Origin of the sequence: Microbispora sp. H10830 (genome assembly GCF_014161375.1) — a bacterium.
Lineage (GTDB): Bacteria > Actinomycetota > Actinomycetes > Streptosporangiales > Streptosporangiaceae > Microbispora > Microbispora catharanthi.
Window position 1 is genome coordinate 104135 of sequence record NZ_JABBWX010000007.1, and the last position, 22542, is coordinate 126676.

Sequence of the window (22542 nt, forward strand, 5' to 3'; positions counted from 1 at the left end):
GGATCCATGAAGCGCAGGGGACAGACATGACTGAGAACCAGAACGGGACCATGCCCGCCGTCGCCTTCCGGCGCAGCCTCCCCGTCGACGACCCGGAAAGCCTCCTTGACGTGGAGCTGCCGGTGCCGCACCCCGGCCCGCGCGATCTGCTGGTCCGGGTGGAGGCGGTCGCCGTGAACCCGGTGGACTACAAGGTCCGGCGGAACAGCGATCCGGGCGGCGAGCCCAGGGTGCTCGGCTGGGACGCCGCCGGCACCGTGGTCGCCGTGGGCGACGAGGTGGAGCTGTTCGAGGTCGGCGACGAGGTCTACTACGCCGGCGCGATCGACCGGCCCGGCGCGAACTCGCACTTCCACGTGGTGGACGAGCGCATCGTCGGCCGCAAGCCCGCCACGTTGTCCTTCACCGAGGCCGCCGCGCTGCCGCTGACCTCCCTCACGGCCTGGGAGGGCCTGTTCGAGCGGCTGGGCCTGCGCGGCGACGCCCTCGACCAGACCGGAACGCTGCTGGTGACCGCGGCCGCGGGCGGCGTCGGCTCCATCGCCGTGCAGCTCGCACGCGCCCTGACCGGGCTCACGGTGATCGGCACGGCCTCCCGCCCCGAGACGGTGGAGTTCGCCCGCCGGATGGGCGCCCACCACGTCGTGGACCACCGGGGACCGCTGGCGAAGCAACTGGCCGAGGTCGCGCCCGACGGCGTGGACTACGTCTTCAGCACGACCGGCACCGACCGCAACCTCGCGGCCTACGCCGAGGCGCTCACCCCCTTCGGTCAGATCGTCGCCATCGACGACCACGACTCCCTCGACATCGGTGTGCTCAAGTCGAAGAGCATCTCGTTCCATTGGGAGCTCATGTTCACCCACTCGCTGTTCCGGACCCCGCACCAGGTGAACCAGCACCGCATACTCGACCGGATCGCACGGCTCGTGGACGCCGGAGTCGTCACCACCACCGCCACCCGCGACCTCGGCCCGGTCAGCGCCGCCAACCTCCGCGAGGCCCACCGGATCCTCGAATCGGGCACCGCGATCGGCAAGATCACTCTCACGGGCTTCTGAGGCCCGCCGCGCCGGGGCCGGGGAACAACGGGTACGGCCCCTCCGGTTGGGGACCAAAGGAACCGAGCCGAAGACAACAGGAGCCGCGCATGCATGCCATCGTCATCCCCGCTTACGGTGATTCCTCGGTGCTGGAGTACGCCGAGCGGCCCGACCCCGAGCCCGGTCCCGGTGAGGTGCTGGTCGAGGTCGCGGCGACGGGCGTCAACTTCATCGACGTCTACCACCGCGAGGGCCGCTACCCGATGCCGCTCCCGCTGGTGCCCGGCAACGAGGGCGCGGGCACGGTCACGGCCGTCGGGCCCGGCGTGACCGACGTCGTGCCCGGCGACCGGGTCGCCTGGGCCAGCGTCATGGGCTCGTACGCGACCAAGGCCGTGGTCCCGGCGGACAAGGTGGTCCGGCTGCCCGAGGGGCTGTCACCGGACCTCGCGGCGGCCGTGCTGCTCCAGGGGCTGACCGCGCACTACCTGACCCACTCCACGTACGCGGTCCGGTCGGGCGACGACGTGCTCGTGCACGCGGCTGCCGGCGGCATGGGCCTGCTGCTCGTCCAGATGGCCAAGCTCCGCGGCGCCCGCGTGATCGGCACGGTCTCCAGCGCCGAGAAGGAGAAGCTCGCCCGGCAGGCGGGCGCCGACGAGATCGTCGGCTACGAGGGCTTCTCCGAGGCCGTCAAGGAGATCACCGACGGCGCCGGAGTGCACGTCGTCTACGACGGGGTCGGCGCCGCCACGTTCGAGGGGTCGCTCGCGTCGCTGCGGCCGCGCGGCATGATGGCACTGTATGGCGCGGCCAGCGGCCCCGTCCCGCCGTTCGACCCGCAGCGGCTCAACGCGGGCGGCTCGCTGTTCCTGACCCGGCCCACGCTCGCGCACTACACGGCCACCCGCGAGGAGCTGCTGTCGCGGGCGAACGACCTGCTCGGCTGGGTCGCCTCCGGCGCGCTGAAGGTGCACGTCTCCCAGCGCTACCCGCTCGCCGAGGCCCGGCGCGCCCACGACGACCTGGAAGGCAGGCGGACGACCGGCAAGCTGCTGCTGATCCCCTGAACCGCTGATCCCCTGAACGCTGATCTCCTGAGCCGCTGATCTCCTGGGCCGTGGGTACCGTCCTCAGGGCGCCATGGCGACCAGCCGCCGCGCGGCGGCCGCGGCGCCGTCGGTGCGCACCTCGCCCGCGACGGCCGCGGCACGGGCCGCCACGTCGGGGTGGAGGACCCGGTCGAGAGCCGTGGCCAGCGACTCGGCGGTCGGCGCGGCGGGCGGGTGCGCGATCCCGATCCCGAGATCGGCGACCCGCCCTGCCCAGTAGTGCTGGTCGTAGTGCTGCGCCAGGACGACCTGGGGTGCCCCGGCCAGCGCGGCGGCGGTCGTGGTGCCCGCGCCGCCGTGGTGGACGACGGCGGCGACCCGGGGGAACAGCGCCTGCTGGTTGACCTCGTCGATCGACAGGCAATCGGGTCCGTCGCCGGCCGGGGACAGGCCGGCCCAGCCGCGGAGCACGATCACGCGGCGTCCGAGCGCGCGGGCCGCCTCGGCCGTGGTCTGGGCGATGTCCCGGGGAGCGCGGACGCTGCCGAAGCCGACGCAGACGGGCGGCTCGCCGTCGTCGAGGAACTTCTCCAGTTCCGGTGGCAGCGGGCGCCGGTCCGGCAGGATCCAGGCGCCCGTCTGCACGACGCCGACGTCCGCGGGCTCGGGCCAGGGCCCCAGCGTCGGGTCGGCGGCCAGCCAGGGCCGGTCGGTGAACATGTGACCTCGCGTGTCCTCCACCGGAGCCAGGCCGGCCGCGGCCCGGTGGGCGTTGAGCGCGGCGCCGACGGTGCCGTTCCAGCGCCGCGCGTCCTCGGCCCAGCGCGCGCGGTTGCCGGCCGTCGCGTCCGCCGGCGCCTGCCCCCAGACGGGTACGGGCGCGTGATGCGGCGACGGCAGCGTGACGGGGCAGTAGCTCACGTAGACGTAGCCGATCCCCAGCTGCTCCGCCACCGAGTGGGCGGCCATCGACATGGCCCCGCCTCCCACGATGACGTCGCAGCCCTCGGCCGCCGCGGGGATCGTGGCGAACTGGACGGCGACCGTGCCGTCGATCATCCGCCGGCGTTGCTCGGGCGTGGGCGGCGCCTGGACCCGTGGGGCGGCCGACGCGGTCGGGCGCAGCTCCGGCCCGATGGGCACGACGGGGAATCCGAGGCCCTCGACCCAGTCGCGGAAGTCGGGAGGCACGCACAGGCGGGCCTCCTGCCCAAGTTCCCGCAACGCCATGGCCAGCGCCACCATCGGCTGGACTTCCCCCCGCGTTCCGATCGTGGACAACAGCACGCGCATGTGCACTCCCCTTGTGACGGCCCCTGTGACGGCATGGTGAACGTGAGCGTGCTCGCGGCTCGGTACGGCGTCCGCCGTGGGCCGGCCCGGCTCACGGCCCCCGATTGTGCGCCGTCACCGGGGGCTTGCCGCAAGTCCCCCCGTGGCCTATACGTTGAAAGTGGCGGGGATGCCTCGATCAGGCCAGCGGGTGCGCCGGCCACTCCAGAAGGCGGGCCCCGAGCACGGCCGTCTCCAGCGTGAACCGCTGTGTGGGGTCGCTCGGCGAGAAGCCGGTCAGCCTCCTGATCCGCTCCAGCCGGTAGGTGATCGCCCGGGTGCTGACGCCGAGCCTGCGCGCCGCCGCCGTGTGGTTGCCCTGGGAGGCGAAGATCGCCTCCAGCGTCTCCAGCAGTGGCTCGGGGCCGCCGCGGGCGGAGGTCAGCGGCCCGAGCACGGTGGAGACGAGGTCGACGATCGCCTCCCTGTCCCGCAGCAGCACCGGGAAGACCAGCAGGTCGGCCGCCTTCAGCACCTGGGCCCGCAGGCCGAGCCGCTCGCCGAGGTCGATCGCGTTGACCGCTTCCCGATAGGAGGTGACGATGCCGCCGGGGCCCTGGTGGGGGCGGCCCACCCCTGCCCGCCAGTCCGTGAGCGCGGAGCGTACGTGGTGGGTGAACTCCCCGCTCGCGGCGGTCAGCGCGCCCGGGGACACGCACACCAGAAGGCCGTCGCGGACGGCGACCAGGATGTTGTGCGAGCCGAATCTCGCCACCAGCGCCTGCTCGATCCTCCCGGCCAGCGGGTCGCCGGCCGTCACCGGGGTGCCGGGCCTGGCCACGGTCACGACGTACGCCCCGGCGAGACGCAGGCCGAAGTGCTCGGCCCGCTCGGCGTCCGCCCTGCCCTGCAGCAGGTCGTCGACGAACAGGCGGCGGGCCTCCTCCTCCTGCCGGAGGGCGGCCCGCTGGGCCTCCTCGTATCCCTCGATGTAGGCGGCCATGCCGCGGCGTACGGCGCCGAAGGCCCCGCCGACGGTGATCTCGGCGGCGTGCAGGCAGGCGTCGGCGAGCACCCGCAGCGGGATGCCGCGTTCGGCGGCGAGGGCGCCGCACTCACGCAGGCCGTCCATGTCGGCGCGGCCGGGCAGCCTGCCGGTGGCGGCCGACGCGGCCAGAACCGACAGGAACCCGCCGAGTAAGTCGGCGGGCACCCCGGTCGCCTCGCTCACGCGAGCGAGAACGCTGTCCATCAGACTCCTACGTCACGCCGTTCGAAAGCGAGCAGCGCCGTCATGAGGAGGACGGCCGTCGCACCCAGCAGCACAAGGTAGTCGCCGTACGGCCAGCCCTGATAGAGCGGCCTGCCGTCGAGGTAGTAGTGGACGGGCGAGATCCAGCGCAGCCAGGAGATCGCGTCGATGCTCCTGCCCATGGTCTCCACGATGTACCCGGCGACGCCCCAGACGCCGACCACGGCGAGCGCGATCTGCTTGCGCCCGAAGGCCGCGCCCACACACAGCGTCAGCGTCCCGAAGAACAGCACGAGCAGGAACAGCCCGGTGTGCGCGGCGAGGATGCTGCCGAGCGGCACGTCCATGTCGGCGGCGGACGAGGCCCCGGCGGCGACGGCCAGCGTCACCAGCGCCACCCCGAGCAGGCCGAGCGTCAGCGCGGCCCAGCGCTCCAGGAGCAGCCGCCTGCGGTCGATCGGCAGCGTCAGCGTGAGCTCCAGCGTCTTGGCCTCCTCCGGGCCGGCGATGGCCCGGTTGCCGAGGATCGCGGCGCACATGGTGAACAGCAGCGGGCCGAGAAGCTGGTAGGCGACCGCCTGCAGGTAGCCGCGCCCGGTCGCGATGTCGGTCATGCCGCCCATCAGGTCCCTGAACGCGCCGGGGTACTTGGCGATGGCCTGCCTGCTGAACGTCTCGGGGTCCTTCATCATGCTCGCGTAGATCGAGATGTACATCCCGAGGAACGCGCACAGCCCGACCGTCCACCCGATGAGGGCGCGGCGGTACTCTCCGAGGCTCTTACGCACCAGCGTGGGCATGACGGCCCTCCTCCTCGCTGTAGTAGGTCAGGAAGATCTCTTCGAGGTCCGGCTCCGCGCTGACCATGTGGACCACGGTGTAGCGGGCCGCCGCCTTGATCAGCGCGTCGGGCCTGCCGTCGATCGTGCAGCGCAGGCTCGCCCCCTGGACGACCACGTCGCGTACGCCCGGGAGCCCGTCGAACGACTCCTTGGGGACCGGCGCGTCGAAGTGGAGCTCCACGTGCCGTACGGCCCGCTCGCGCAGTGCGGCGATGTCCTCGACCGCGACGAGGCGGCCCGCGCGCACGATGCCCACCCGGTCGGCCACGTGCTCCACCTCGGCGAGCACGTGCGACGACATCAGGATGGTGTGGCCGGCCGTGCGCGCCTCCCGGACCATGGCCAGGAACTCCTGCTGCACCAGCGGGTCGAGCCCGCTCGTCGGCTCGTCCAGGATGAGCAGCTCGGGCTCGTGCATGAACGCCTGGATGAGGCCGACCTTCTGCTTGTTGCCCTTCGACAGTTCACCCATCCTGACCGACAGGTCGGCGTCGAGCCGCTCGGCCAGTTCGTCGATCCTGCCGCGGCTCACCCCGCCGCGCACGTCGGCGAGGAACTGCAGGTAGTCGCGGGCCCGCTCCCTGCCCTCCAGGGCCAGCTCGCCCGGGAGGTAGCCGATCCGGGCGCGTACGCGCGGATCACGGGTGTCGGCGCCGAGGACGGTCGCCCGGCCGGACGTCGGCCGGATCACGTCGAGGAGCAGCCGGATCGTCGTCGTCTTGCCGGCGCCGTTGGGGCCCAGATAGCCGAAGACCTCGCCCGGCCGGATTTCGAGGGTGAGGTCCTCGAGGCCCCGTCTCGTACCGTAGAACTTCGTCAGTCCTTCGGTCTCCACCACTGCTGTCATGCCGCAATGGTGGCGCTCCCGTCAGGCGCGGGGTATGCCCGCTTCCGGACACTTCCCGGTCGTGTTTGTTCGCACCTTCGGCAAAGCGGAGGTCAAGACGTGCCGCAGGTGGTGGAGCCGGGCAGCAGGTGGCGGTAGCGCGAGACCAGCCGGTAGCCCGCCTCCGCGAGCCAGCTCACCGGCGGGGTCAGCATCGCCCGGCCGGCCGCGCGCCAGGCCGCGCGCGGCTGCAGGGCGAGGAGCAGTGCGACGGCGCGCGCGCCGTGGGCGCGCAGTCCGTCCGGGCCCAGGAGCTGCACGGACGTCGCTACCTCCTCGCGCGTCAGGCCCACCGAGCCGAGGTCGAGGCCCTGCCACGCCCGCACGGCGGGCATGTACGGCAGGAACCGATGCCCGGTGTTCACGCACGTCTGGCAGAAGGCGCAGTCGCCGTCGAAGACCAGCAGGACCCGGTTCTCTTCGCTTTCTCCGCCCATGCCGTCGAACCTACCAATCCTGGGACGGATCATTCCGGTCTCGTGGTGGCGGCGCCGGCCGCCGTGACGCACGCATGATCAGCACGGCGAGCACGATCACCGCGACCGCGACGCTGAAGACGACCGCGAACACCAGCAGCAGGACGAGTGCACTCATCGTCGATCCCTTCGGCGGTTCCGGGTGAGGGCGAGCCGGGCGGTGACGGCCAGGCCGACCGACGCGTACGACACCGCGCGCGCCAGCCGTACGGACCTGGGGATGTCGGAGACGGCCGGGCGGGGACCGTCGCCCAGCTCCGGGCGGTGCTCCACCCTGCCGCCGTAGTCGTTGGCCCCGCCGAGGCGTACGCCGAGGGCGCCGGCGAAGGCCGCCTCGCAACGTCCGGAGTTGGGACTGGGATGGCGGTGCCCGTCCCGCACGAGGACGGCCGCCGCGCGGCGCGGGGAACCGCCCGCCAGACCGGCGAGGCCCACGGTGAGCAGGGCCGTCAGCCGGGCCGGCACGTAGTTGGCCACGTCGTCCAGCCGGGCCGAGGCCCAGCCGAACCTCGCGTGGCGCGGCGACCGGTGGCCCACCATCGCGTCGAGCGTGTTCACCGCGCGGTAGCCGAGCAGGCCGGGCACGCCGAAGAGCGCGCCCCACACGAGCGGGGCGACGACGGCGTCCGAGGTGTTCTCCGCGATGGACTCGATCGTGCCCCGCGCGAGCTCCGCGGCGTCCAGCCCCGACGGGTCGCGCCCGCACAGGTGCGGAAGGCGTGCGCGGGCGGCGGCCAGGTCGCCCTCCTGCAACGAGTGGGCCATCAGCGCGCCCTCCCTGCCCAGTGTCGTGCCGCCGAGCACCGCCCACGTGGCGGCGGCGGTGACCGCGGCCCGCGCGATCGGGCTCGACCTGGTCATTCGCTCGGCGAGCAACCCCGTGGTCGTCGCCACGCCGACACAGAGGGTGGTGTAGGCCAGGCCCGCTAACCGCGAATCACGATATATGCGCTTTTCGAGGGCGGCGGCCCGGCTGCCGAACACCGCGACGGGATGACCCCGCCGGGGATCCCCCACCGCGGCGTCGATCGCGGCCCCGGCGAGCAGCCCCGCCGCCGTGGCACCGTCCATGATCCGGGTCACGCACGCATTCTGCCGTACGTGCGCATTTGTCACGCGATGGGCTCGTCGCCGAGGAGACGGCGCTGGATCGCGTCCTCGTTGGCGTCGAGCCAGGCCGCGGCGCGCCTGATCCGTCCGCCCGCGCCGCCGTCCCACATGCGCGCCCAGCCGCCGCCGAGCGTCCTGGCCCGGTCCCGCATGAGCGCGTAGGAGCGGCCGAACCGCACCCTGGCCGTCTCCACCAGCATGAGCCGGTCCCGCGCCGGCAGGCCGTACGCGTCGCAGAACGACCGCACCCGGGCCGCCGCGTCCAGGGACCGCTGCAGCGGGTCGCGGTCCAGCGGATCGGCGAGCGGGGCCCAGTGCCGCAACGTGGTGACCACGTCGAACAGCCGCGTGGTCGGCCTGGCCATGTCGAAGTCGATCAGCGCGTACGGCAGGAGTCCCGAGCCGGCCCGCTCGCGGAAGACGACGTTGGCCGGGGTGACGTCGCAGTGGCCCACGAGTTCGGCAGGGCCCTCCGGCGCCGAGCCGTCCTCCCAGACGGCGCCGGGAGGCGGGCTGAACGAGGCCGCCGCGTCGTGGAAGCGCCGCAGCAGCCGGGCCAGCGCGGTCAGCGCCTCGTCGCCCACCGCGTACGCCGGCAGGGGATGCGCGGGCGCCACGCCCTCGACGTACGTGAGGATCGCCCTGCCCCGCTCGTCGATCCCGAGAACCCGCGGCGCCCGGTCGAACCCGGCGGACTCCAGGTGCCGCAGCAGCGCGTGGACCGACGGCGACGTGGGCCGCATCGGCCGCCGCACCGTCGCCCCCACCCGTACGACCCCCTCGGAGACGTCTCCGATGAGCGGGATCTCGCGTACGGACATGGCGATGCAGTGTAGCCGCGCGATCACTCGACCGCAGTCGCGCGGACGACTTCCCTATCGTTCCCCTGACGGGCTTCTCAGAGCCTCGTATGGCGGCCGGCGGCGCCGGAGGTGACACGATCGGAACATCGGGGACGCCCTCGCGCGCAGGGTCCTAGACGAGGGCCTGAGCGACGTCGGCGCAGGCCGACCGGCCATCTCCGACGAGCACGGACACCGGTCTCGGGGCCCGTGCGAGGCGCGGTCCGGCCCATGTCCGGGAAACCGGGTGTGTACCCGGTCCCCGGATCATGCAGAATTAGGCACGAGCGCCCTTAGCTCAGCTGGATAGAGCATCGGACTTCTAATCCGACGGTCGGGGGTTCGAATCCCTCAGGGCGCGCTCCTCTCCCCAGCCTCCTTGGGCTCTGACCTGGTCTTTCGCTTGATCGCGCCGTCGCCGAGGATGCAGTCGAACGCCACCAGATGCAGCCCCAGGCGGCCGCTCCCGGAACATACCCGGAATGATCTTGGCTACGTTTCCGCGTGTCGCCAGGCGGATTCCGCCAACTTCCGGAACGATCCCGAGCCTTGCGAGCATGCCGGAGGCTCCTAGCGTGAACCGGGACCCTTCGTATCGTCGTGCTGACGTTGCCACACCGGCGAGAGTTCCAGCCTCGGGCTTTCGCGGCGAATCTGAGCGGGCTTGATCGTTTACATGAGAAAAGTGCCTTTGAGCTGGGAGGATTGGGCTTGTCTAAGGTCCTGTCCGCACCAGTTCAGAAGGCACTTTCCGAGTGAAGACTATCGTGTCCCGGCGCAAGATCATGGTGTCCGCTGACGGCTCGGGACTTTTCTCGCAGGCCGGTGGGCTGTTACTGAAGGAGACGTTGCGGGTCACGGGTCTGGATGCGGCGCTGTCGGCGCAGTTGGAGCGGTGGCGTGCGTCCCGGGCCGTGCACGATCCCGGCAAGGTCATCGCCGATCTGGCCCTCACCATGGCGCTGGGTGGGGACTGCCTGGCCGACATCGCGATGCTCCGCGCTCAAAGCGAGGTGTTCGGCCCGATCGCCTCCGATCCGACCGTGTCCCGGCTGATCGACCGCCTGGCCGCCGATCCCGCCCGCGCGTGAATTGCGGGCACTCACGGTCACTCGACCAGCCCTGACCTGCACCCCTGTTTTCCCAGCTCAGCTTGGCAAGATCAGTAGCCTATTCCCAAGCTGACAGCGCGGGTTCGATTCCCGTCACCCGCTCCACTCTCGCCCCGGGCTCTCCCGAGACGTTGATTTCTCTTCGTCATCACCAATCGGGTCGAGCAGGCCACATGCTCCTTCGATGCCTCCCGAGGAGACCAGGTCTCGGATCGCGGCCGCCATGCCTTCGAACCCGACGCCCCTGATGACGATCAAGTCTGAGCACCAGAAGTACCGGCCATCGAGGCACTCACCAGTACGCGCATCCTTGTCCATGATGTGCTGGATCGCGTCCAGGGTCATGAAGGTCGCATACCGGCGCGAGCCGTCGCGGAAGGTGATTGTCGCGTCTGCCTGGTCAGCAGCGTCCGGCTCGTACCCCTCCCAGGCTGGAATGACCATCTCGAACTCAGGATCCGTAACGCGGTAGAAGGTCCCGTCGAAAGTGATCACCTTGTTGCTCCTCCCGTTGTCGGCCGCGCGGTCTCTGCGACGATGGCGGCCGTGACGTAGAAATCGTCCGGAGCGATCTGCGTCACCGCATCAAGGCGGACTGCCCGCTCGTCCGCAGTGATCATGTGAGCCTCGAAGTGCCGGTAGCTGAGATCCTGCAACCAGATCCGTTCGAGCTCTGCCGCAATCTCCACGGTCGAAGACCCCGGCACAGTCCAGCACGTAGCCGCGATCAGGTTGTTCGTATCGCCGGTACGGCGAACTGATACCTCCCTGATCAATGGCGAGTGCCAGAGGTAAGCATCGAAGTCCATTGCCATGCCGTCGAGGTCAGCCCCAGAGCTGGGGAACGACTCGTCCATCACCTGCTGCTTCACAGCGGCAAACTCCGAGGGATCCATCCAAGAAGCGTCCCACCTCCACATCCCGACGCGATCACCGTGCAATTAGCCAGGGTGACGAAGGGTCAACCACGGTCACTCGTGACCGGCCCGACGGCCAGGTCAGCGCCCCTAACGGCCGTGATCCATGCAATTCCCAAGCTGACAACGCCGCTTCTCTCCTTCACTGCCGACCAGGGGAGACGGATTTCGCTAAGGTGGCAACCTTCGGATGGCACAACCTTCCGGAGTCTTCGAAGGTGAACGCCCCCCGATGAACCTCAACCAGACGCCCGCACTGTTCCGTCTCGACGCCGCGTTGAACCGCGTGGCCGTCACCTTCCAGGGCATGACCGCCCATCCTGACGAGCGCAACTGTGAGTGCCACTGGGGCAGCGCAGAAGAGCTCGCGCAGTTGAAGCTGCCAGACGCGGAGCTGGACCTCGATCTGCTGCGCCGCACGTGGCAGGCCACCGACTGGAATGACCATGCATCGGTGTTACGCCGCATTCTGCCCCAGTTATCGAGGGCCCTGGTCAGCGGCCTCGTCGAGCCTCTCTTCGGCATGGAGGAGGTCGGACGTGCATTCGCTCGCGGCCAGTGGCAGCAGTGGCCTGCCGAGCAGGCCGCAGCGGTACGGGAATTTCTGAACGCCTGGTGGGCCTCCACCCTCATCGACGCGGATCCTGCTGTGCCCGCGCACGAAGTCCTCGCTCTGTGTGCCGAAGCCTCCGCGACGCTCAGCCCATGGCTGCACGTCTGGGAGGCACAGACGTGCGGCGTGGCCAACCAGCACCTGACCGAAGCGGTCGCGCACTGGGAATACGACTTGCTGGGAGACCAGCTCCCCTGGAGAAGCTGGGACAACGAGGAAGAGATACGCACCGAGTTGACGGCCTGGCTGATTCGTCACGCCCCCGCCCGGCTCCACGCCGGGAACGCTCCCGTGGAGCTGCTCCACCGGATACGACTGCTCAGCCTTGCCGGCCCCGCCCGCTGGGAGGACCCCCACTGGCCTGGCCACCGCTACTGAGTCAACGCCCAGCTTGCTTCCAGATCTTCGCGTACGCCGAGCCCGAGATGACGCCGTCCGTCCACCGAGCCGGTCTCTTCGGCGTATGTTCAGGTCGATGATTCGCCCAGGGTCTGCGATCGGGTCCGGGGCGGAACGCAGTGGGGCTGCTTGGTTCAGGGCTTGGTGGGCTCGGTGCTGATTGTAGAACCGTTCGTACTCGCGCAGGGCGTGCCGCAGGTGGCGTTCGTTCCATACGAGGCAGCGGTCGAGAAGTTCCCGGCGGCACGACTGCACCGACCGCTCCATGATCGAGTTCATCCGCGGCATCCGGATACCAGTCAGCACCGTCTTGATGCCGGCCTCGGCGAAGACCTCGTCCATGAGCGCGGGGAACTTTCCGTCCCGGTCTCGGATCAGAAAGCACGCCCGACAGCCTGCATCGTCCAGATCCATCACCAGGTTCCTGATCGCTTGGATGACCCAGTTTGCGCTCGGGTATGCGGTGGTGCCGAGCACACGGACACGTCTGGTGGCGTGCTCGATCACCGCCAGGATGTACTGGCGTTGTCCGCTGAGGGTGACGGTCTCGATGAAGTCGCAGGCCAGCAGGGCATCGGCTTGCGAGCGCAGGAAGTCGGCCCACGTGGTGGACGCCCGCTCGGGCGCCGGATCAACACCTGCCTGCTTGAGGATCTCCCATACCGTGGACGGTGCGACCTTGATACCGAGCGTGGTGAGCTCACCGTGGATCCGCTGATAACCCCAGCCTGGATTCTCTCGGACCAAGCGCAGAATGAGAGCGCGGATGGAGCGGACCGTGGGCGGGCGCCCACGTCGCTTCGGCCGGCAGATACGGGCATGACGCCGGTTCATCAGATCGCGGTGCCAGCGCAGGACCGTATCCGGGCGGACGAGGAGCCGCAGCCGGCGCAGGACCTCGCGCGGCATCGAGGTCATGAGAGCGGCGAGAAGGGCCCGGTCTTCGGGAGCGGCTCCGACTCTGGTGTCGGCGCCGAGTTGGCATTCAAGGACGGCGATCTGGTGACGCAGGACGAGAATCTCCATGTCCTTGTCCCGATCGCCCACGGGGAGCAACCTCAGCGTGGCGAACGCGTTCGTGACGGTGAGGTAGGCCAGGCGAAGGAGCACAGCGGATCATCCTGCCGCACCCGCTTCCGCCTCCCGGGTGGCCGGAGCTCGCGTACGCTACGCGAAGCCCTTGCAGAGCCATGACCTGGGCGGATGCAATTATCGGCAGGCGCAGGACCCGTACTTCATGCGGGTGGATCCGTCCGATCACGAGGCGGCCGACGCGCTCGCGCAGCTGGTGAAGCAGATGGGCGAGAACATGTTCGACATGTCATTGGAAAGTGGTGAGTCGACAACTACCGGGTGGTTCACGGTCGCAAGCCGTTCAGGGCCCGGCATGAGGGCGCGCGGACCGGTGGCTCAAGCGCATCAACATCACCCGCGACCTGCGGAAGTCCCGTGCGCAGCGGCGGTCCCGGTCGGAGCGGTCCATCTTCTGAAAGCCAGCAGAGTAACTAGCATGTGGGCGTAGGCACCAAGATCCCTTATCTGCTGGGACAGGTCTTCTCTTGGAGATGGTGGATGTCCTCCCGCTATGGGCTTCGCTCCCGGATAGCCATGTCATACGTGGCCATTTCCGCCATGTCGGCGCTGGTAGCGGGGGGAATCGCCGGTTTCGTCGTCCCCAGCGTGATGAACACGAAAGTGACCGTGCAGACCAGCAACGGCTGCACGCGTCAGGATCGCGCGGGGCTCCTGGGGGCGGGGCAGGCCGCGGGGCTGAGCCTGCTCGCCGACGACCTGACGCGGCAGCAGGACGGCCGGTCCGGCCCAGAGACACTGGCGGCGGTGGCCCGCCGCTGGCTGGCCGCGGGCCCGCCGGCCGATGGCGATGTGGTGCGCGCGGTGGCCGGCCTGGACGGGCGGCTGGTGCAGGCGTCGGAGCCGCCCGTCTACGACGCGGGGTCGACGCCGCCCGGGCTGTCGCCGGGCACGCGGGCGCGCACCGGCGCGATCACGCTATCGGGCAAAGAGGTCGGCTGGGCGATCAACCCGGTGGTGGCGGGCGGGCAGGTGATCGGGGTCGTCTACCTGCAGAACCGCAGCGCCACCGACTGCGGGCCGGTCGTGGACGTCGCCTCCGACGGCGACAACCGGGCGGGACCGGTCTCGGCCGGGCTCGCGCTGGTGGTGCTCGTCCCGGGGTGCCTGGTGTTCGGGCTGCTGAGCACCCGCAAGCTGATCAAACGGATCCAGCGGCTGGCCGCCGTCGCGGCGACCATGGCCGACGGGGACCTGACGGCCCGGGTGCCCGTCTCGGCCGGTGACGAGATCGGCCGCCTGGAAGAGGGCTTCAACGTGATGGCCGAGCGGCTGGTGGCGGCCGGCCGGGTGGAACGGGAAATGGCCGGGGCGCAGGCGCGGCGGCTGGAGCGCACCAGGATCGCCAGGGAGCTGCACGACTCGGTCTCGCAGGATCTGTTCTCGCTGAGCCTGGTGGCCCGCAGCCTGCGGCGCACGCTGCCGGAGAGCTCGCGTTTCCAGGAGCAGGCCGAGTCCATGGTGACGACCGTCGAGCACACGATGCGGGAGATGCGGGCGATGCTCCTGCAGCTGCGGCCGATCGCGCTGGAGGAGGCCGGCCTGGTAGCGACGCTGCGCGACCTGTGCGAGGCATTCCAGGTGCGGCTCGGCGTGACGGTCGACACCGAACTGCAGGAGGTGCGGCTGGGACCCGGTGCCGAGCACGCCGTGCTCCGGATCGTGCAGGAGGCGCTGAGCAACGCGACCCGGCACGGCGGCGCCCGGCGGATCGAGCTGCGCCTGGCCCAGGAGGGCGAGGACGTCGAGATCGTGGTCCGCGACTACGGCCGCGGCTTCGACAGGGAGCGCAACCAGGACCGGCACGGGATGGGCCTGGAGATGATGCGCGAGCGGGTCATCGAGGTCGGCGGGGTCATCGACGTGGTGAGCGCGCCGGACAGCGGTACGACGGTGCGGGTACGGATTCCGGCGGAGGAAACATGATCCGGGTACTGATCGTGGACGATCATCAGGTGGTTCGCCAGGGATTGCGTTACGTCCTGGAGGACGAGGCGGACATTGAGGTGGTCGGGGAGCGCGCGGACGGGCACGGCGCGCTGGAGGCGATCGACAGCCTGCGGCCCGACGTTGTCCTGCTGGACATGGTGATGCCCGGCATGGGCGGCCTGGAGGTGCTGGAACGGCTCAGGGAGCGGCCGGCGCCGCCCGCCGTGATCGTGCTGACCTCGTTCGTGGAGAACGAGGTGGCGTTGCAGGCGGTGCGCGGGGGCGCGTTGTCGTACCTGTCGAAGACCAGCGCGGTAGACCGGGTGGTAGAGGCGGTGCGCATGGCCGTGGCGGGTGGCAGCGTGCTGGACCCGCCGGTCGCGGCGATGCTGGTCCAGCGGGTTCGCGACGACGACGGCCCGGCGAAGGAGGATCCGCTGCGGATGCTGGCGCCGCGCGAGCGGGACGTGCTGGCGGCGCTGGCGCGCGGGCAGTCGAACAGGGAGATCGCCCGGACGCTGTCGCTGAGCGAGACCACGGTCAAGTCCTACGTCTCCAGCATCCTCACCAAGCTGAGACTCCAAGACCGCACGCAAGCTGCCATCTTCGGCTTGCAGTGCGGTCTGGTCCCGCTGGGTGAGGCGCTCTCCGCCGACCAGCTCCCGGTAGAGGATTAACCGGTGGTACGCAGCGCGTCGGTCGGAGACAGCGCCGCGGCGCGCATCGCGGGGTAGAGCCCGGCGAGGACTCCGGACACGATCGCCACGCCGAAGCCGCCGCCGATCGCGGCGGGCGGGATGGCGATCCCCCAGTCCTGCGCCATGGCCATGCCCACGGTCACCCCCGAGCCGATCAGCACCCCGCCGAGCCCGCCCAGCGCGGACAGCACCAGCGACTCGGTGAGGAACTGGGCGGCGATGTGCAGCCGGGTGGCGCCCAGGGTGCGGCGCAGCCCGATCTCCGCCCGGCGTTCCAGCACGGAGATCACCATGACGTTGGCAATGCCGATGGCGCCGACCAGCAGCGCGATCGCGCCCAGCCCGAGGAACAGCGCGCCGGAGGACTGTTTGACCGCGATCTGCGCGGTCAGCGCGTCGGACGGCCGGCTCGCCTTGACCTGGAAGGAGTTGGCCGGGTTGGCCGTGTGGGCCAGCAGGTCGGCGACCTGCGTCACCTGGTCCGGGTCGGTACGTACGTAGATGCGGCTGGGCGCACCGTCGTAGCCGAGCAGGTCCTTGGCCGCGGCGAAGGAGATGAGCGCGGACCGGTCGACCTCGGGCGCCAGGGTGAACGGATCGAGGATGCCCGCGACCGTGAACCAGTGCCCGCCCAGCCACACCCGGGTGCCGGCGTCCAGCCGCACGATGCCCAGTTGCCTGGCCACGTCGTGGCCGAGCACGGTCACCGGCGCGTCCGCCACGGTGAGGAATCGCCCGAGCTTCAGCGACCCCTGGAGGGTGTCGAGGAGCGAGGCGTCCGCAGCGCGCACGGCCAGGCCGCCGGTCTGACCGGTGGGAATCTGGTCGTTGCGGTAGACGCGAGCGGTGCTGATCTGCGCGGTGGGCGCGACCGCGAGGACCCCGGAGATCCGCCGGAGCATCGGCGCGGCCGTGGCGGGCAGCGCGACCTCGGTGCCGCCCAGGTCGTCGCCGTTCACCACGGTCAGCAGGTTGGTGCCGAGCCGGTCGAGCTGCGCCAGCAGGTGGGACTCGCTGGAGCGGGTGACGCCGAGCACCGCGACCATCGAGGCGATGCCGATCGCGATGCCCAGCGCCGACAGCACCGCCCGGGTCCGGCGCGTGCGCAGGCCCAGCGTGCCGGTGGGGATCAGGTCGTACAGCCGGAGCCTGCTGCGCTTGATCTGCGGCCGGGTCCCGACCGCGTCCTTCTCGTCCTGCAGCACGTCGCTCACTGGTGCACCATCCTCTCGCCGGCCGTCACGGGGCCGTTCATGACACCACCACTCCGTCACGTATCTCGATGAAGCGCTGGCAGGCGGCGGCGACGCGCTCCTCGTGGGTGACCACCACCAGGGTCGTCCCCTCCTCGTTCAGCTCGCGCATGATGGAGAGGATCTCGCCGCCCTTGGCTGAGTCGAGGTTGCCGGTCGGCTCGTCGGCGAACACGATGGCGGGGCGGCCCACCACCGCCCGCGCGATCGCCACCCGCTGCCGCTCGCCGCCCGACAGCTTGGTCACCTTGTGGCGCATCCGGTGAGCCAGGCCGACCCGCTCCAGCGCCTCGACGGCCGCCGCGCGGCGCTGCCTGGCCGGGATGCCTCGGTACAGCAGGCCGGAGGCCACGTTCTCGACCGCCGTCAGCGCTTCGAGCAGGAAGAACTGCTGGAACACCACACCGACCCGCCAGGCGCGCAGCCCTGCGAGCTGCAGGTCGGTCAGCACCTCGACGCGCTGGCCGTCCAGGCGCACGGACCCGCTGGTGGGCCGGTCCAGCCCGGCCATCAGGTGCAGCAGGGTCGACTTGCCGGATCCCGAGGCGCCGCGGATCGCGATCATCTCGCCCGCCTCGACGGCGAGGTTCACCCCGCGCACCGACTTCACCGGCGGCTCGCCCGGGTAGACCTTGCGCACGTCACGCAGCTCAAGAACCGTCACCGGGCACCTCCACCAGCATGCCGGGCCGAAGATCGCCGGTCACCTCGGCCATGCCGGTGCTCTCGTCGAACAGCCCGGTCTCGACCGGCACCCGCCGCCGGCCGCCGCCCTCCACCACGACGACCTCGTAGGTGCCGAGCGGCCGGGCGAGCAGCGCCGTCATCGGCACCGCGATCACGTTCTTGTGCTGCTGGGTGACGATCGAGACCTGGACCTGCGCCTGGTCCAGGAACCCGCGGACCTTGCCGGTCAGCTCGATTGTCACCGGCGCCACCGATTTCGCCGCGGCTGCGCTCTCGGTCGCATCGGTGGTGTCGCCGTCGACGGCCACCGCACCGATGATCCTGATGCGGCCCTTGCGCGTCTTGCCGTCCGGCAGCGTGACCACGACCTTGTCGCCGACGCGGATCTGCGGCAGCTCGGCCGGGGACAGCTGGACCAGCACCGCGGGCGCCTGGCTGGTGCCGTGGAAGATGAGCTGGCCGGGCGCCACGACGCTGCCGACCTTGGTGTCCCAGCCGCCGATCCTGATCGCGGCCGGGGCGAAGACGACCTGGCCCAGCGGCACCTGGCCGGTGACCTTGAGCTTGGCCGCCTTCTGCCAGCGGCGGACGGCGTAGTAGGTCGAGTAGGAGAAGTGCTTGTCGACCGTCAGGTCCTTGCCGTAGCCGAGCGCCTTGAGGTTGCGTTCCAGCTGGAGGACGTCCAGCCCGTTCGAGACGCCCACCTTCAGGTCGCGCCAGGCGGGGCGGTCGCCGTACAGCAGCGGGACGCGCACGCCGTCGAGCTCGTAGGCGGCCTTGCCCCGCTTGACGGTCCTGCCGACCGCCGGCAGCCAGGTGACCACGCCCGCGCGGCTGATGATGACGTTGTACGCGCTGGCGTACCCCAGAGAGCCGTTCACCAGCCGCCGCTCGGCCACGTCGGCCTGCTCGACCTTGGCGGTGGCCAGCGCCAGCCCGGCCGCGGGCGAGGGCGTCGGCTGGGCGTTTCCGCTCGTGGTGACCTGGAACACGGCCCATCCGGCGCCGCCCGTCACGGCCAGGGCCAGCACCGTCATGAGCACGGTGCGGCCGCGCCTGCCGCCCGTCCGGCGCTCCGGCGTCGTGCTCACCCGCGCGGGCGTCTCGTCCACCGGCATCTCCTGCCGTCGATCTTCCTGGTGCCTCCCGGAGTTCTGCGTCTCCTGGTCGATGCGCCCGTGCACGCGAACCTCACCCCTTGCTCGTGACCGTCAGACCGCCCGGGGGCAGCTGCGGCTTGCAGGCGTCGAACTGCGTCTGGTACAGGTCCTTGCCCGACGGACCGCCCAGCCGGGAGGGCAGGGTGAAGCTGCCGTCGGTGTTCGGGTCGGGCCAGTCCGAGATGCCCTTCTGACGCATGCACTGCGCCCATACCCGCCATTTCGTCATATCGGCCGCGGTCACCGGCTTGCCCTCCGGCCCCTGGTAGGCCGGGATCTTGTCGAGGATCGACTTGCACGCGGACTGGGCCGCGGCCGGCGGCGCCGTCGTGCCGGGCGCCAGCCGCCACTGCCCGTTGCTGTCCTGCACCGGGTCGGGGAAGTTCGGCTCGCCGTTCTTGCGGATGCACTCCGCCAGCTGGCGGTACTGCGCCGCGACGTCATCCGAGCTTCCGGAAGCCGCCGGCGCGTCCTTGTCGCACGCCGTCAGCCCGAAAGCCAACACGCCCGTCGCCGCCATCGCGACCGTTATTCGCAGGACCTTCTTGGAAGGGATCATGTCTTTACCTTCCTCCCCGGGCACCCGTCCCGGCCTCCGCCAAATGTTGCCAACCCATCCCCTTCCTTTGGGGGTGGGCCCTCCGGATCGTCAGGCTCCGGCGAAGACGATGCGGCGGCCTTCGGCGCTCGCGTCGGCGGCGGGCAGCACGTGGACGCGGTAGCCGCGCTCGCGCAGCGCCCGCAGGACGATCTCGAGGCGGCCCTCGGTGGCGGTGCCGGGCTCGTCGTGGACCTCCACCGCGAGGTGGCGGATGAGCGGCCAGTGCCGGTCGTCGATGCCGTCCAGCGCCTCGATCTCCGACCGCTGTACGTCGATCTTGAGGAGGTCGACGTGGGGCAGTGCCAATTCCGCGATGACGGTGGACAGCCTGCGGAAGGGGCAGGGGTACGGGCTGCCGGCGAACCGGCTGGTGGCCACCGTGCTCGCACGAGTGATGGCGACCGGTGATGCACCTGTTGACTACACGCCTCTCAATCCGAAGAGGCGCTCCGCGTTGAGATGGGTGATCTTCTCCCGCTCCTCAGGCGTGATGTCGAGTTCGTCGAGAAACTCGCGCGTGCCGTCGAGGTGAAGGAAGGGGTAGTCGACCGACCAGACCAGTCGGTCGAGTCCCACCACGGCGCGGACGAAGTCGAACTGGGGTCGATGGAACATCCCGCTCGGGGTGACCCAGACGTTCGAGCGGTAGACCTCGGTGATCGTCCGCGACAGCCCGGTATCGCCCGGTGAAAGGACGTCGTCCAGACGACTGAGGTAGAAGGGGACCATCTCGCCCCAGTGGCCACTGATGACCTGCAGGTCGGGGAGGCGTTCGAAGACCCCGGCGAGAATGAGCCGTAGAACGTGTATTCCCGCCTCATGGTGCCAGCCCCAGCCGCCCAGCGAGAGTTCCGCGGTCACCTTGTCGTTGAATCCCGCGTAGTAGGACTGCTGGACCTGCGGGACCGGATGGAACGGATGCACATAGAGCGGCACCCGCAGCGCGGCGATCCTGTCCAGGATGGGCTGGTAGACGGGATCGTCGAGGAACCCGGCACCGGGGCGCCCCAGGATCAGGACCCCGCGCAGGCCGAGGTCGGTCACAGCGCGGTCGAGCTCGTCCACGGCGGCGGCCGGCTGTTGCCACGGCAGTGCCGCCAGCCCCTGGAGCCGATCGGGGTGGGCGGTGACCGCCTTCGAGAGGCGGTCATTGGCCGACCGGCACAGGGCGATCGCCTGGTCGTCGGGGACCAGTTGTATCGGACTGGTCCAGGAGACGATCTGCATGTCGATGCCGTGCTCGTCCATCCGCCGGATGCGTTCCCACCCGAGGTCGGCCCCGAGTCGGAGCGCTTCCTTGATGTCGACGGCGGGCCGTCGACCAGGACCTGGGTGCACAGGGGAGGGACTGGAGCTCTGCATGCGCATGTACGGTGCTTCGCGGGCGAGGACCGGGTTGGCCGCTTCGGCGATCGACTGATCGATCGCATGCTCTTCGATACAGATCAGTGTCATGAATCTTCCCTAATACGTTCCCGTGATCACGAGTCAGCGAGCCGGTTCCCCTGCCCTGCGTCAGGGACCAGGCGTGGGGCAACGGGCGGGGTCTCTGCGCTTCCGGCCGTACGGCGGAGCGTTGGGAGGCTGGAGACCTGTTCGCCGACGGCGCCGCTCATTCGGCCACCGCCGGCTTGATGGCTTCTTCGGCGAACTCGCGGAAGGTGGTGGGCGTGGTGGACTCAGCGGTGCGCGGCGTGGCGTTGTTGATGCCGCGTTCGCCGGCGAGGTCCATATCCATCATGGACTGGGCCATCGCCTCGGAGAAACCACGGCCGATGAGGAACTGTTTGACGGCAGCGCGGTCTCCGAACTCGAACCGGACGGGTGTGCCGAGAACGTCGGTCAGGGTTTCGGCGATGTCGTGGTACGAGAGGTCCTCACCGCCGAGGACCTCGACCGAGTCCTGCCCGGTCCAGGTATGGTCGAGAAGGTACTTGGCGGCGAGCGCCGCGATGTCCTTCGTCGCGATCCACGGCATCGTGAAATCGGCCGGGAGGGTGCCCGAGATGACCCCGTTCCTGATCGTGGCCGTCTGCCGGAGGATGTTGTCCATGAAGGTGGGCAGAGCCAGAGCGCGCACGTGCGCGCCGGTGCTGCGGAAGAGGTCCTCCATCGCGTGCGATGCGGAGACGTGGCCGGCATAGATCTGCGATCCGCGCCCGAGCGCGGAGATGATCACGACGCGAGGTACCGCGTGGCGCACGACGGCATCCGCGCCTGGAATGGAGGCAGTGACGTACGCCTCGTAGGGGCTGCTCGCGGTCGCGGCCGCCGGCATGAGCCAGAACAGCGCGTCGGCGCCCTCGAGCGCGCGGTCCAGGACGTCGCGATCCCGGTGCGATCCGACGACGATCTCGGCTCGCTCTCGCACCTTGGCGGGCAGCTTGCCGGGGTCCCGGGCGATGAGGCGGACCGGCTCGCTCTGCTGGAGCAGCGCGGCGACGAGCTTGCTGCCGATTTGCCCGGTCGGGGCGGTAATCACAATCATGGATGATGACTCCAACCAGCATTGAGGGCGAAGTAAACTCAACTGTACCGTATACTTTAAGGTGAGTGCCAATGGCCCGACGCGGGCAAGAGTTGCGCGAGCACATCCTCGACACGGCGAAGCTCGCGTTCCTGGAGGACGGCTTCGAGCGGACCTCGATGGATGCGATCGCGGCGCGCGCGGAAACGTCGAAGCGCTCCCTGTATGCGCACTTCCCGACCAAGGACGCGCTGTTCCTCGCGGTCGTCGAGCGCATCCGTGTCCTGTTCGGTGCCCGGATGCGCACACCTGCCGAGTACTCCGGGCAACCGTCGGAAGCGGTCGTGCAGTACTGCGGGCGCTTCGTACAGCTGTTGCGGTGGTCCTCGGTCGCCAGGATGCTCCGTCTCGGCATCGCCGAGGCCGACCGGCTACCGGATCTGGCAGCGGGCCTCTACGACGTCCTCTTCGAGATCACGGTCCGCGATCTCGCCTCACATTTGGCGACAGCCCTGGGGTTCGCGGCTGACAAGGCCGAGGTCGTGGCGAACGAACTGATCGGCCTCGTCATCCACCCGACGCTCCCCCGCCTGCTGTTCGGAGTCGAACCCCTCGTCGACGAGATGCCAGAGGAAACCCGGCTGGCGACCGACGTCGACCTTGACAGAATTCGGCGACTCCTCCACATCGTCATGCCGCCGCCTGCAGCCTGACACGCCATGGTCGTCGACGAACGAGCCCCTGACCTGCGACAACGCAGGTCAGGGGCTCTTCTTTGGTCCAGAGGCACTGGCCCGCTGACCGCGCCATCCCGGCATCAGCGGGTGAGGGGCCTGCGG

The 22542-nt window shown here is 70.2% G+C and carries 23 protein-coding genes, 1 tRNA gene and 2 pseudogenes; 8 read left to right on the forward strand and 18 right to left on the reverse strand.

The features are described 5' to 3' along the window. The first annotated feature begins 26 nt into the window (after window positions 1-26). Together HHX35_RS19305 and HHX35_RS19310 are read left to right on the forward strand one after the other, a co-directional pair. A complete protein-coding gene (locus HHX35_RS19305) occupies window positions 27-1061 on the forward strand; it encodes a zinc-binding alcohol dehydrogenase family protein (protein ID WP_220505624.1) in 1035 nt (344 codons plus the stop codon). Window positions 1062-1150: 89 nt separating this feature from the next. Then, entirely contained in the window at window positions 1151-2113 is a 963-nt protein-coding gene (locus HHX35_RS19310) for a quinone oxidoreductase (RefSeq protein WP_182900162.1), read from the forward strand. A gap of 63 nt (window positions 2114-2176) precedes the next feature. On the opposite strand, the gene HHX35_RS19315 is transcribed toward HHX35_RS19310, so the two are convergent. From HHX35_RS19315 to HHX35_RS19350, 8 genes are all read right to left on the reverse strand, one after another. After that, window positions 2177-3388, reverse strand: a complete 1212-nt coding sequence (locus HHX35_RS19315; RefSeq protein WP_182900163.1) for a glycosyltransferase — start codon at window positions 3386-3388, stop codon at window positions 2177-2179. A 178-nt stretch (window positions 3389-3566) separates the two neighbouring features. After that, entirely contained in the window at window positions 3567-4619 is a 1053-nt protein-coding gene (locus HHX35_RS19320) for a CdaR family transcriptional regulator (protein WP_182900164.1), read from the reverse strand. Continuing rightward, entirely contained in the window at window positions 4619-5419 is an 801-nt protein-coding gene (locus tag HHX35_RS19325; RefSeq protein ID WP_182900165.1) for an ABC transporter permease subunit, read from the reverse strand. Before HHX35_RS19325 ends, HHX35_RS19320 begins: the two co-directional genes overlap by 1 nt. Beyond that, window positions 5400-6308: an ABC transporter ATP-binding protein gene (locus HHX35_RS19330; protein WP_182900166.1), complete on the reverse strand. Its 909-nt coding sequence runs from the start codon at window positions 6306-6308 to the stop codon at window positions 5400-5402. The genes HHX35_RS19325 and HHX35_RS19330 overlap by 20 nt, the downstream gene beginning before the upstream one ends. A gap of 92 nt (window positions 6309-6400) precedes the next feature. Beyond that, window positions 6401-6784, reverse strand: coding sequence for a DCC1-like thiol-disulfide oxidoreductase family protein (locus HHX35_RS19335; protein ID WP_182900167.1), 384 nt, complete (start codon window positions 6782-6784; stop codon window positions 6401-6403). 10 nt (window positions 6785-6794) lie between these two features. After that, window positions 6795-6941 (reverse strand): hypothetical protein, encoded by a 147-nt coding sequence (locus tag HHX35_RS19340; RefSeq protein WP_161628055.1) that lies wholly within the window; start codon window positions 6939-6941, stop codon window positions 6795-6797. Beyond that, window positions 6938-7894 carry a cobalamin biosynthesis protein gene (locus HHX35_RS19345; protein ID WP_182900389.1) on the reverse strand — a complete coding sequence of 319 codons (957 nt, stop codon included), beginning with the start codon at window positions 7892-7894 and terminating at the stop codon, window positions 6938-6940. Before HHX35_RS19345 ends, HHX35_RS19340 begins: the two co-directional genes overlap by 4 nt. Before the next feature lie 41 nt (window positions 7895-7935). Next, a complete protein-coding gene (locus HHX35_RS19350) occupies window positions 7936-8754 on the reverse strand; it encodes a phosphotransferase enzyme family protein (protein ID WP_182900168.1) in 819 nt (272 codons plus the stop codon). A gap of 308 nt (window positions 8755-9062) precedes the next feature. Here HHX35_RS19350 and HHX35_RS19355 point away from each other — a divergent pair. Together HHX35_RS19355 and HHX35_RS19360 are read left to right on the forward strand one after the other, a co-directional pair. Continuing rightward, a tRNA-Arg gene (locus tag HHX35_RS19355) sits at window positions 9063-9136 on the forward strand. 394 nt (window positions 9137-9530) lie between these two features. Then, window positions 9531-9851 (forward strand): annotated as a pseudogene (locus HHX35_RS19360) (transposase); the annotation flags it as partial. 129 nt (window positions 9852-9980) lie between these two features. On the opposite strand, the gene HHX35_RS19365 reads toward HHX35_RS19360, so the two are convergent. Both HHX35_RS19365 and HHX35_RS19370 read right to left on the reverse strand, forming a co-directional pair. Then, the gene (locus HHX35_RS19365) at window positions 9981-10382 is read right to left on the reverse strand and encodes a hypothetical protein (RefSeq protein WP_139580601.1); all 402 of its coding nucleotides are present in this window, start codon (window positions 10380-10382) and stop codon (window positions 9981-9983) included. After that, a complete protein-coding gene (locus HHX35_RS19370; protein WP_182900169.1) occupies window positions 10379-10783 on the reverse strand; it encodes a hypothetical protein in 405 nt (134 codons plus the stop codon). Before HHX35_RS19370 ends, HHX35_RS19365 begins: the two co-directional genes overlap by 4 nt. 253 nt (window positions 10784-11036) lie before the next feature. Between HHX35_RS19370 and HHX35_RS19375 the strand changes: the two genes are divergently transcribed. After that, window positions 11037-11795: a hypothetical protein gene (locus HHX35_RS19375; protein ID WP_182900170.1), complete on the forward strand. Its 759-nt coding sequence runs from the start codon at window positions 11037-11039 to the stop codon at window positions 11793-11795. Window positions 11796-11996: 201 nt separating this feature from the next. Here HHX35_RS19375 and HHX35_RS45140 read toward each other — a convergent pair. Continuing rightward, window positions 11997-12842: pseudogene (locus tag HHX35_RS45140) on the reverse strand (hypothetical protein); the annotation flags it as partial. A 606-nt stretch (window positions 12843-13448) separates the two neighbouring features. Here HHX35_RS45140 and HHX35_RS19385 point away from each other — a divergent pair. Both HHX35_RS19385 and HHX35_RS19390 read left to right on the forward strand, forming a co-directional pair. After that, entirely contained in the window at window positions 13449-14834 is a 1386-nt protein-coding gene (locus tag HHX35_RS19385; RefSeq protein WP_182900171.1) for a sensor histidine kinase, read from the forward strand. Continuing rightward, a complete protein-coding gene (locus tag HHX35_RS19390; RefSeq protein ID WP_182900172.1) occupies window positions 14831-15514 on the forward strand; it encodes a response regulator transcription factor in 684 nt (227 codons plus the stop codon). The genes HHX35_RS19385 and HHX35_RS19390 overlap by 4 nt, the downstream gene beginning before the upstream one ends. Here HHX35_RS19390 and HHX35_RS19395 read toward each other — a convergent pair. The 7 genes from HHX35_RS19395 to HHX35_RS19425 all read right to left on the reverse strand — a co-directional run bounded on the left by HHX35_RS19395 (window position 15511) and on the right by HHX35_RS19425 (window position 21724). Beyond that, window positions 15511-16749, reverse strand: coding sequence for an ABC transporter permease (locus HHX35_RS19395; protein ID WP_310739174.1), 1239 nt, complete (start codon window positions 16747-16749; stop codon window positions 15511-15513). The genes HHX35_RS19390 and HHX35_RS19395 overlap by 4 nt on opposite strands. 37 nt (window positions 16750-16786) lie before the next feature. Further along, on the reverse strand, window positions 16787-17452 hold the full coding sequence (locus tag HHX35_RS19400; protein ID WP_182900173.1) for an ABC transporter ATP-binding protein: 666 nt from the start codon (window positions 17450-17452) through the stop codon (window positions 16787-16789). Further along, on the reverse strand, window positions 17439-18659 hold the full coding sequence (locus tag HHX35_RS19405) for a peptidoglycan-binding protein (RefSeq protein WP_182900174.1): 1221 nt from the start codon (window positions 18657-18659) through the stop codon (window positions 17439-17441). Before HHX35_RS19405 ends, HHX35_RS19400 begins: the two co-directional genes overlap by 14 nt. Before the next feature lie 7 nt (window positions 18660-18666). Then, complete coding sequence (locus tag HHX35_RS19410) at window positions 18667-19194, reverse strand: hypothetical protein (RefSeq protein WP_182900175.1); 528 nt, start codon at window positions 19192-19194, stop codon at window positions 18667-18669. 90 nt (window positions 19195-19284) lie between these two features. Then, the gene (locus tag HHX35_RS19415) at window positions 19285-19614 is read right to left on the reverse strand and encodes an FkbM family methyltransferase (protein WP_220505625.1); all 330 of its coding nucleotides are present in this window, start codon (window positions 19612-19614) and stop codon (window positions 19285-19287) included. 42 nt (window positions 19615-19656) lie between these two features. After that, window positions 19657-20691 carry an amidohydrolase family protein gene (locus HHX35_RS19420; RefSeq protein ID WP_182900176.1) on the reverse strand — a complete coding sequence of 345 codons (1035 nt, stop codon included), beginning with the start codon at window positions 20689-20691 and terminating at the stop codon, window positions 19657-19659. Window positions 20692-20848: 157 nt separating this feature from the next. Continuing rightward, window positions 20849-21724: an NAD(P)H-binding protein gene (locus tag HHX35_RS19425; protein WP_182900392.1), complete on the reverse strand. Its 876-nt coding sequence runs from the start codon at window positions 21722-21724 to the stop codon at window positions 20849-20851. 71 nt (window positions 21725-21795) lie between these two features. On the opposite strand from HHX35_RS19425, the gene HHX35_RS19430 reads away from it, so the two are divergent. After that, window positions 21796-22416 carry a TetR/AcrR family transcriptional regulator gene (locus HHX35_RS19430; RefSeq protein WP_182900177.1) on the forward strand — a complete coding sequence of 207 codons (621 nt, stop codon included), beginning with the start codon at window positions 21796-21798 and terminating at the stop codon, window positions 22414-22416. The last annotated feature ends 126 nt before the right edge of the window (window positions 22417-22542 follow it).

Excerpts from the sequence above, each read along its gene's own strand:
- HHX35_RS19330 (WP_182900166.1), bottom strand. The coding sequence starts at position 6,308 with ATGACAGCAGTGGTGGAGACCGAAGGACTGACGAAGTTCTACGGTACG.
- HHX35_RS19390 (WP_182900172.1), top strand. The coding sequence starts at position 14,831 with ATGATCCGGGTACTGATCGTGGACGATCATCAGGTGGTTCGCCAGGGA.
- HHX35_RS19350 (WP_182900168.1), bottom strand. The coding sequence starts at position 8,754 with ATGTCCGTACGCGAGATCCCGCTCATCGGAGACGTCTCCGAGGGGGTC.
- HHX35_RS19375 (WP_182900170.1), top strand. The coding sequence starts at position 11,037 with ATGAACCTCAACCAGACGCCCGCACTGTTCCGTCTCGACGCCGCGTTG.
- HHX35_RS19310 (WP_182900162.1), top strand. The coding sequence starts at position 1,151 with ATGCATGCCATCGTCATCCCCGCTTACGGTGATTCCTCGGTGCTGGAG.
- HHX35_RS19345 (WP_182900389.1), bottom strand. The coding sequence starts at position 7,894 with ATGGACGGTGCCACGGCGGCGGGGCTGCTCGCCGGGGCCGCGATCGAC.
- HHX35_RS19370 (WP_182900169.1), bottom strand. The coding sequence starts at position 10,783 with ATGGATCCCTCGGAGTTTGCCGCTGTGAAGCAGCAGGTGATGGACGAG.
- HHX35_RS19430 (WP_182900177.1), top strand. The coding sequence starts at position 21,796 with ATGGCCCGACGCGGGCAAGAGTTGCGCGAGCACATCCTCGACACGGCG.
- HHX35_RS19315 (WP_182900163.1), bottom strand. The coding sequence starts at position 3,388 with ATGCGCGTGCTGTTGTCCACGATCGGAACGCGGGGGGAAGTCCAGCCG.
- HHX35_RS19425 (WP_182900392.1), bottom strand. The coding sequence starts at position 21,724 with ATGATTGTGATTACCGCCCCGACCGGGCAAATCGGCAGCAAGCTCGTC.
- HHX35_RS19420 (WP_182900176.1), bottom strand. The coding sequence starts at position 20,691 with ATGACACTGATCTGTATCGAAGAGCATGCGATCGATCAGTCGATCGCC.
- HHX35_RS19335 (WP_182900167.1), bottom strand. The coding sequence starts at position 6,784 with ATGGGCGGAGAAAGCGAAGAGAACCGGGTCCTGCTGGTCTTCGACGGC.
- HHX35_RS19305 (WP_220505624.1), top strand. The coding sequence starts at position 27 with ATGACTGAGAACCAGAACGGGACCATGCCCGCCGTCGCCTTCCGGCGC.
- HHX35_RS19325 (WP_182900165.1), bottom strand. The coding sequence starts at position 5,419 with ATGCCCACGCTGGTGCGTAAGAGCCTCGGAGAGTACCGCCGCGCCCTC.
- HHX35_RS19385 (WP_182900171.1), top strand. The coding sequence starts at position 13,449 with ATGTCGGCGCTGGTAGCGGGGGGAATCGCCGGTTTCGTCGTCCCCAGC.
- HHX35_RS19410 (WP_182900175.1), bottom strand. The coding sequence starts at position 19,194 with ATGATCCCTTCCAAGAAGGTCCTGCGAATAACGGTCGCGATGGCGGCG.
- HHX35_RS19340 (WP_161628055.1), bottom strand. The coding sequence starts at position 6,941 with ATGAGTGCACTCGTCCTGCTGCTGGTGTTCGCGGTCGTCTTCAGCGTC.
- HHX35_RS19320 (WP_182900164.1), bottom strand. The coding sequence starts at position 4,619 with ATGGACAGCGTTCTCGCTCGCGTGAGCGAGGCGACCGGGGTGCCCGCC.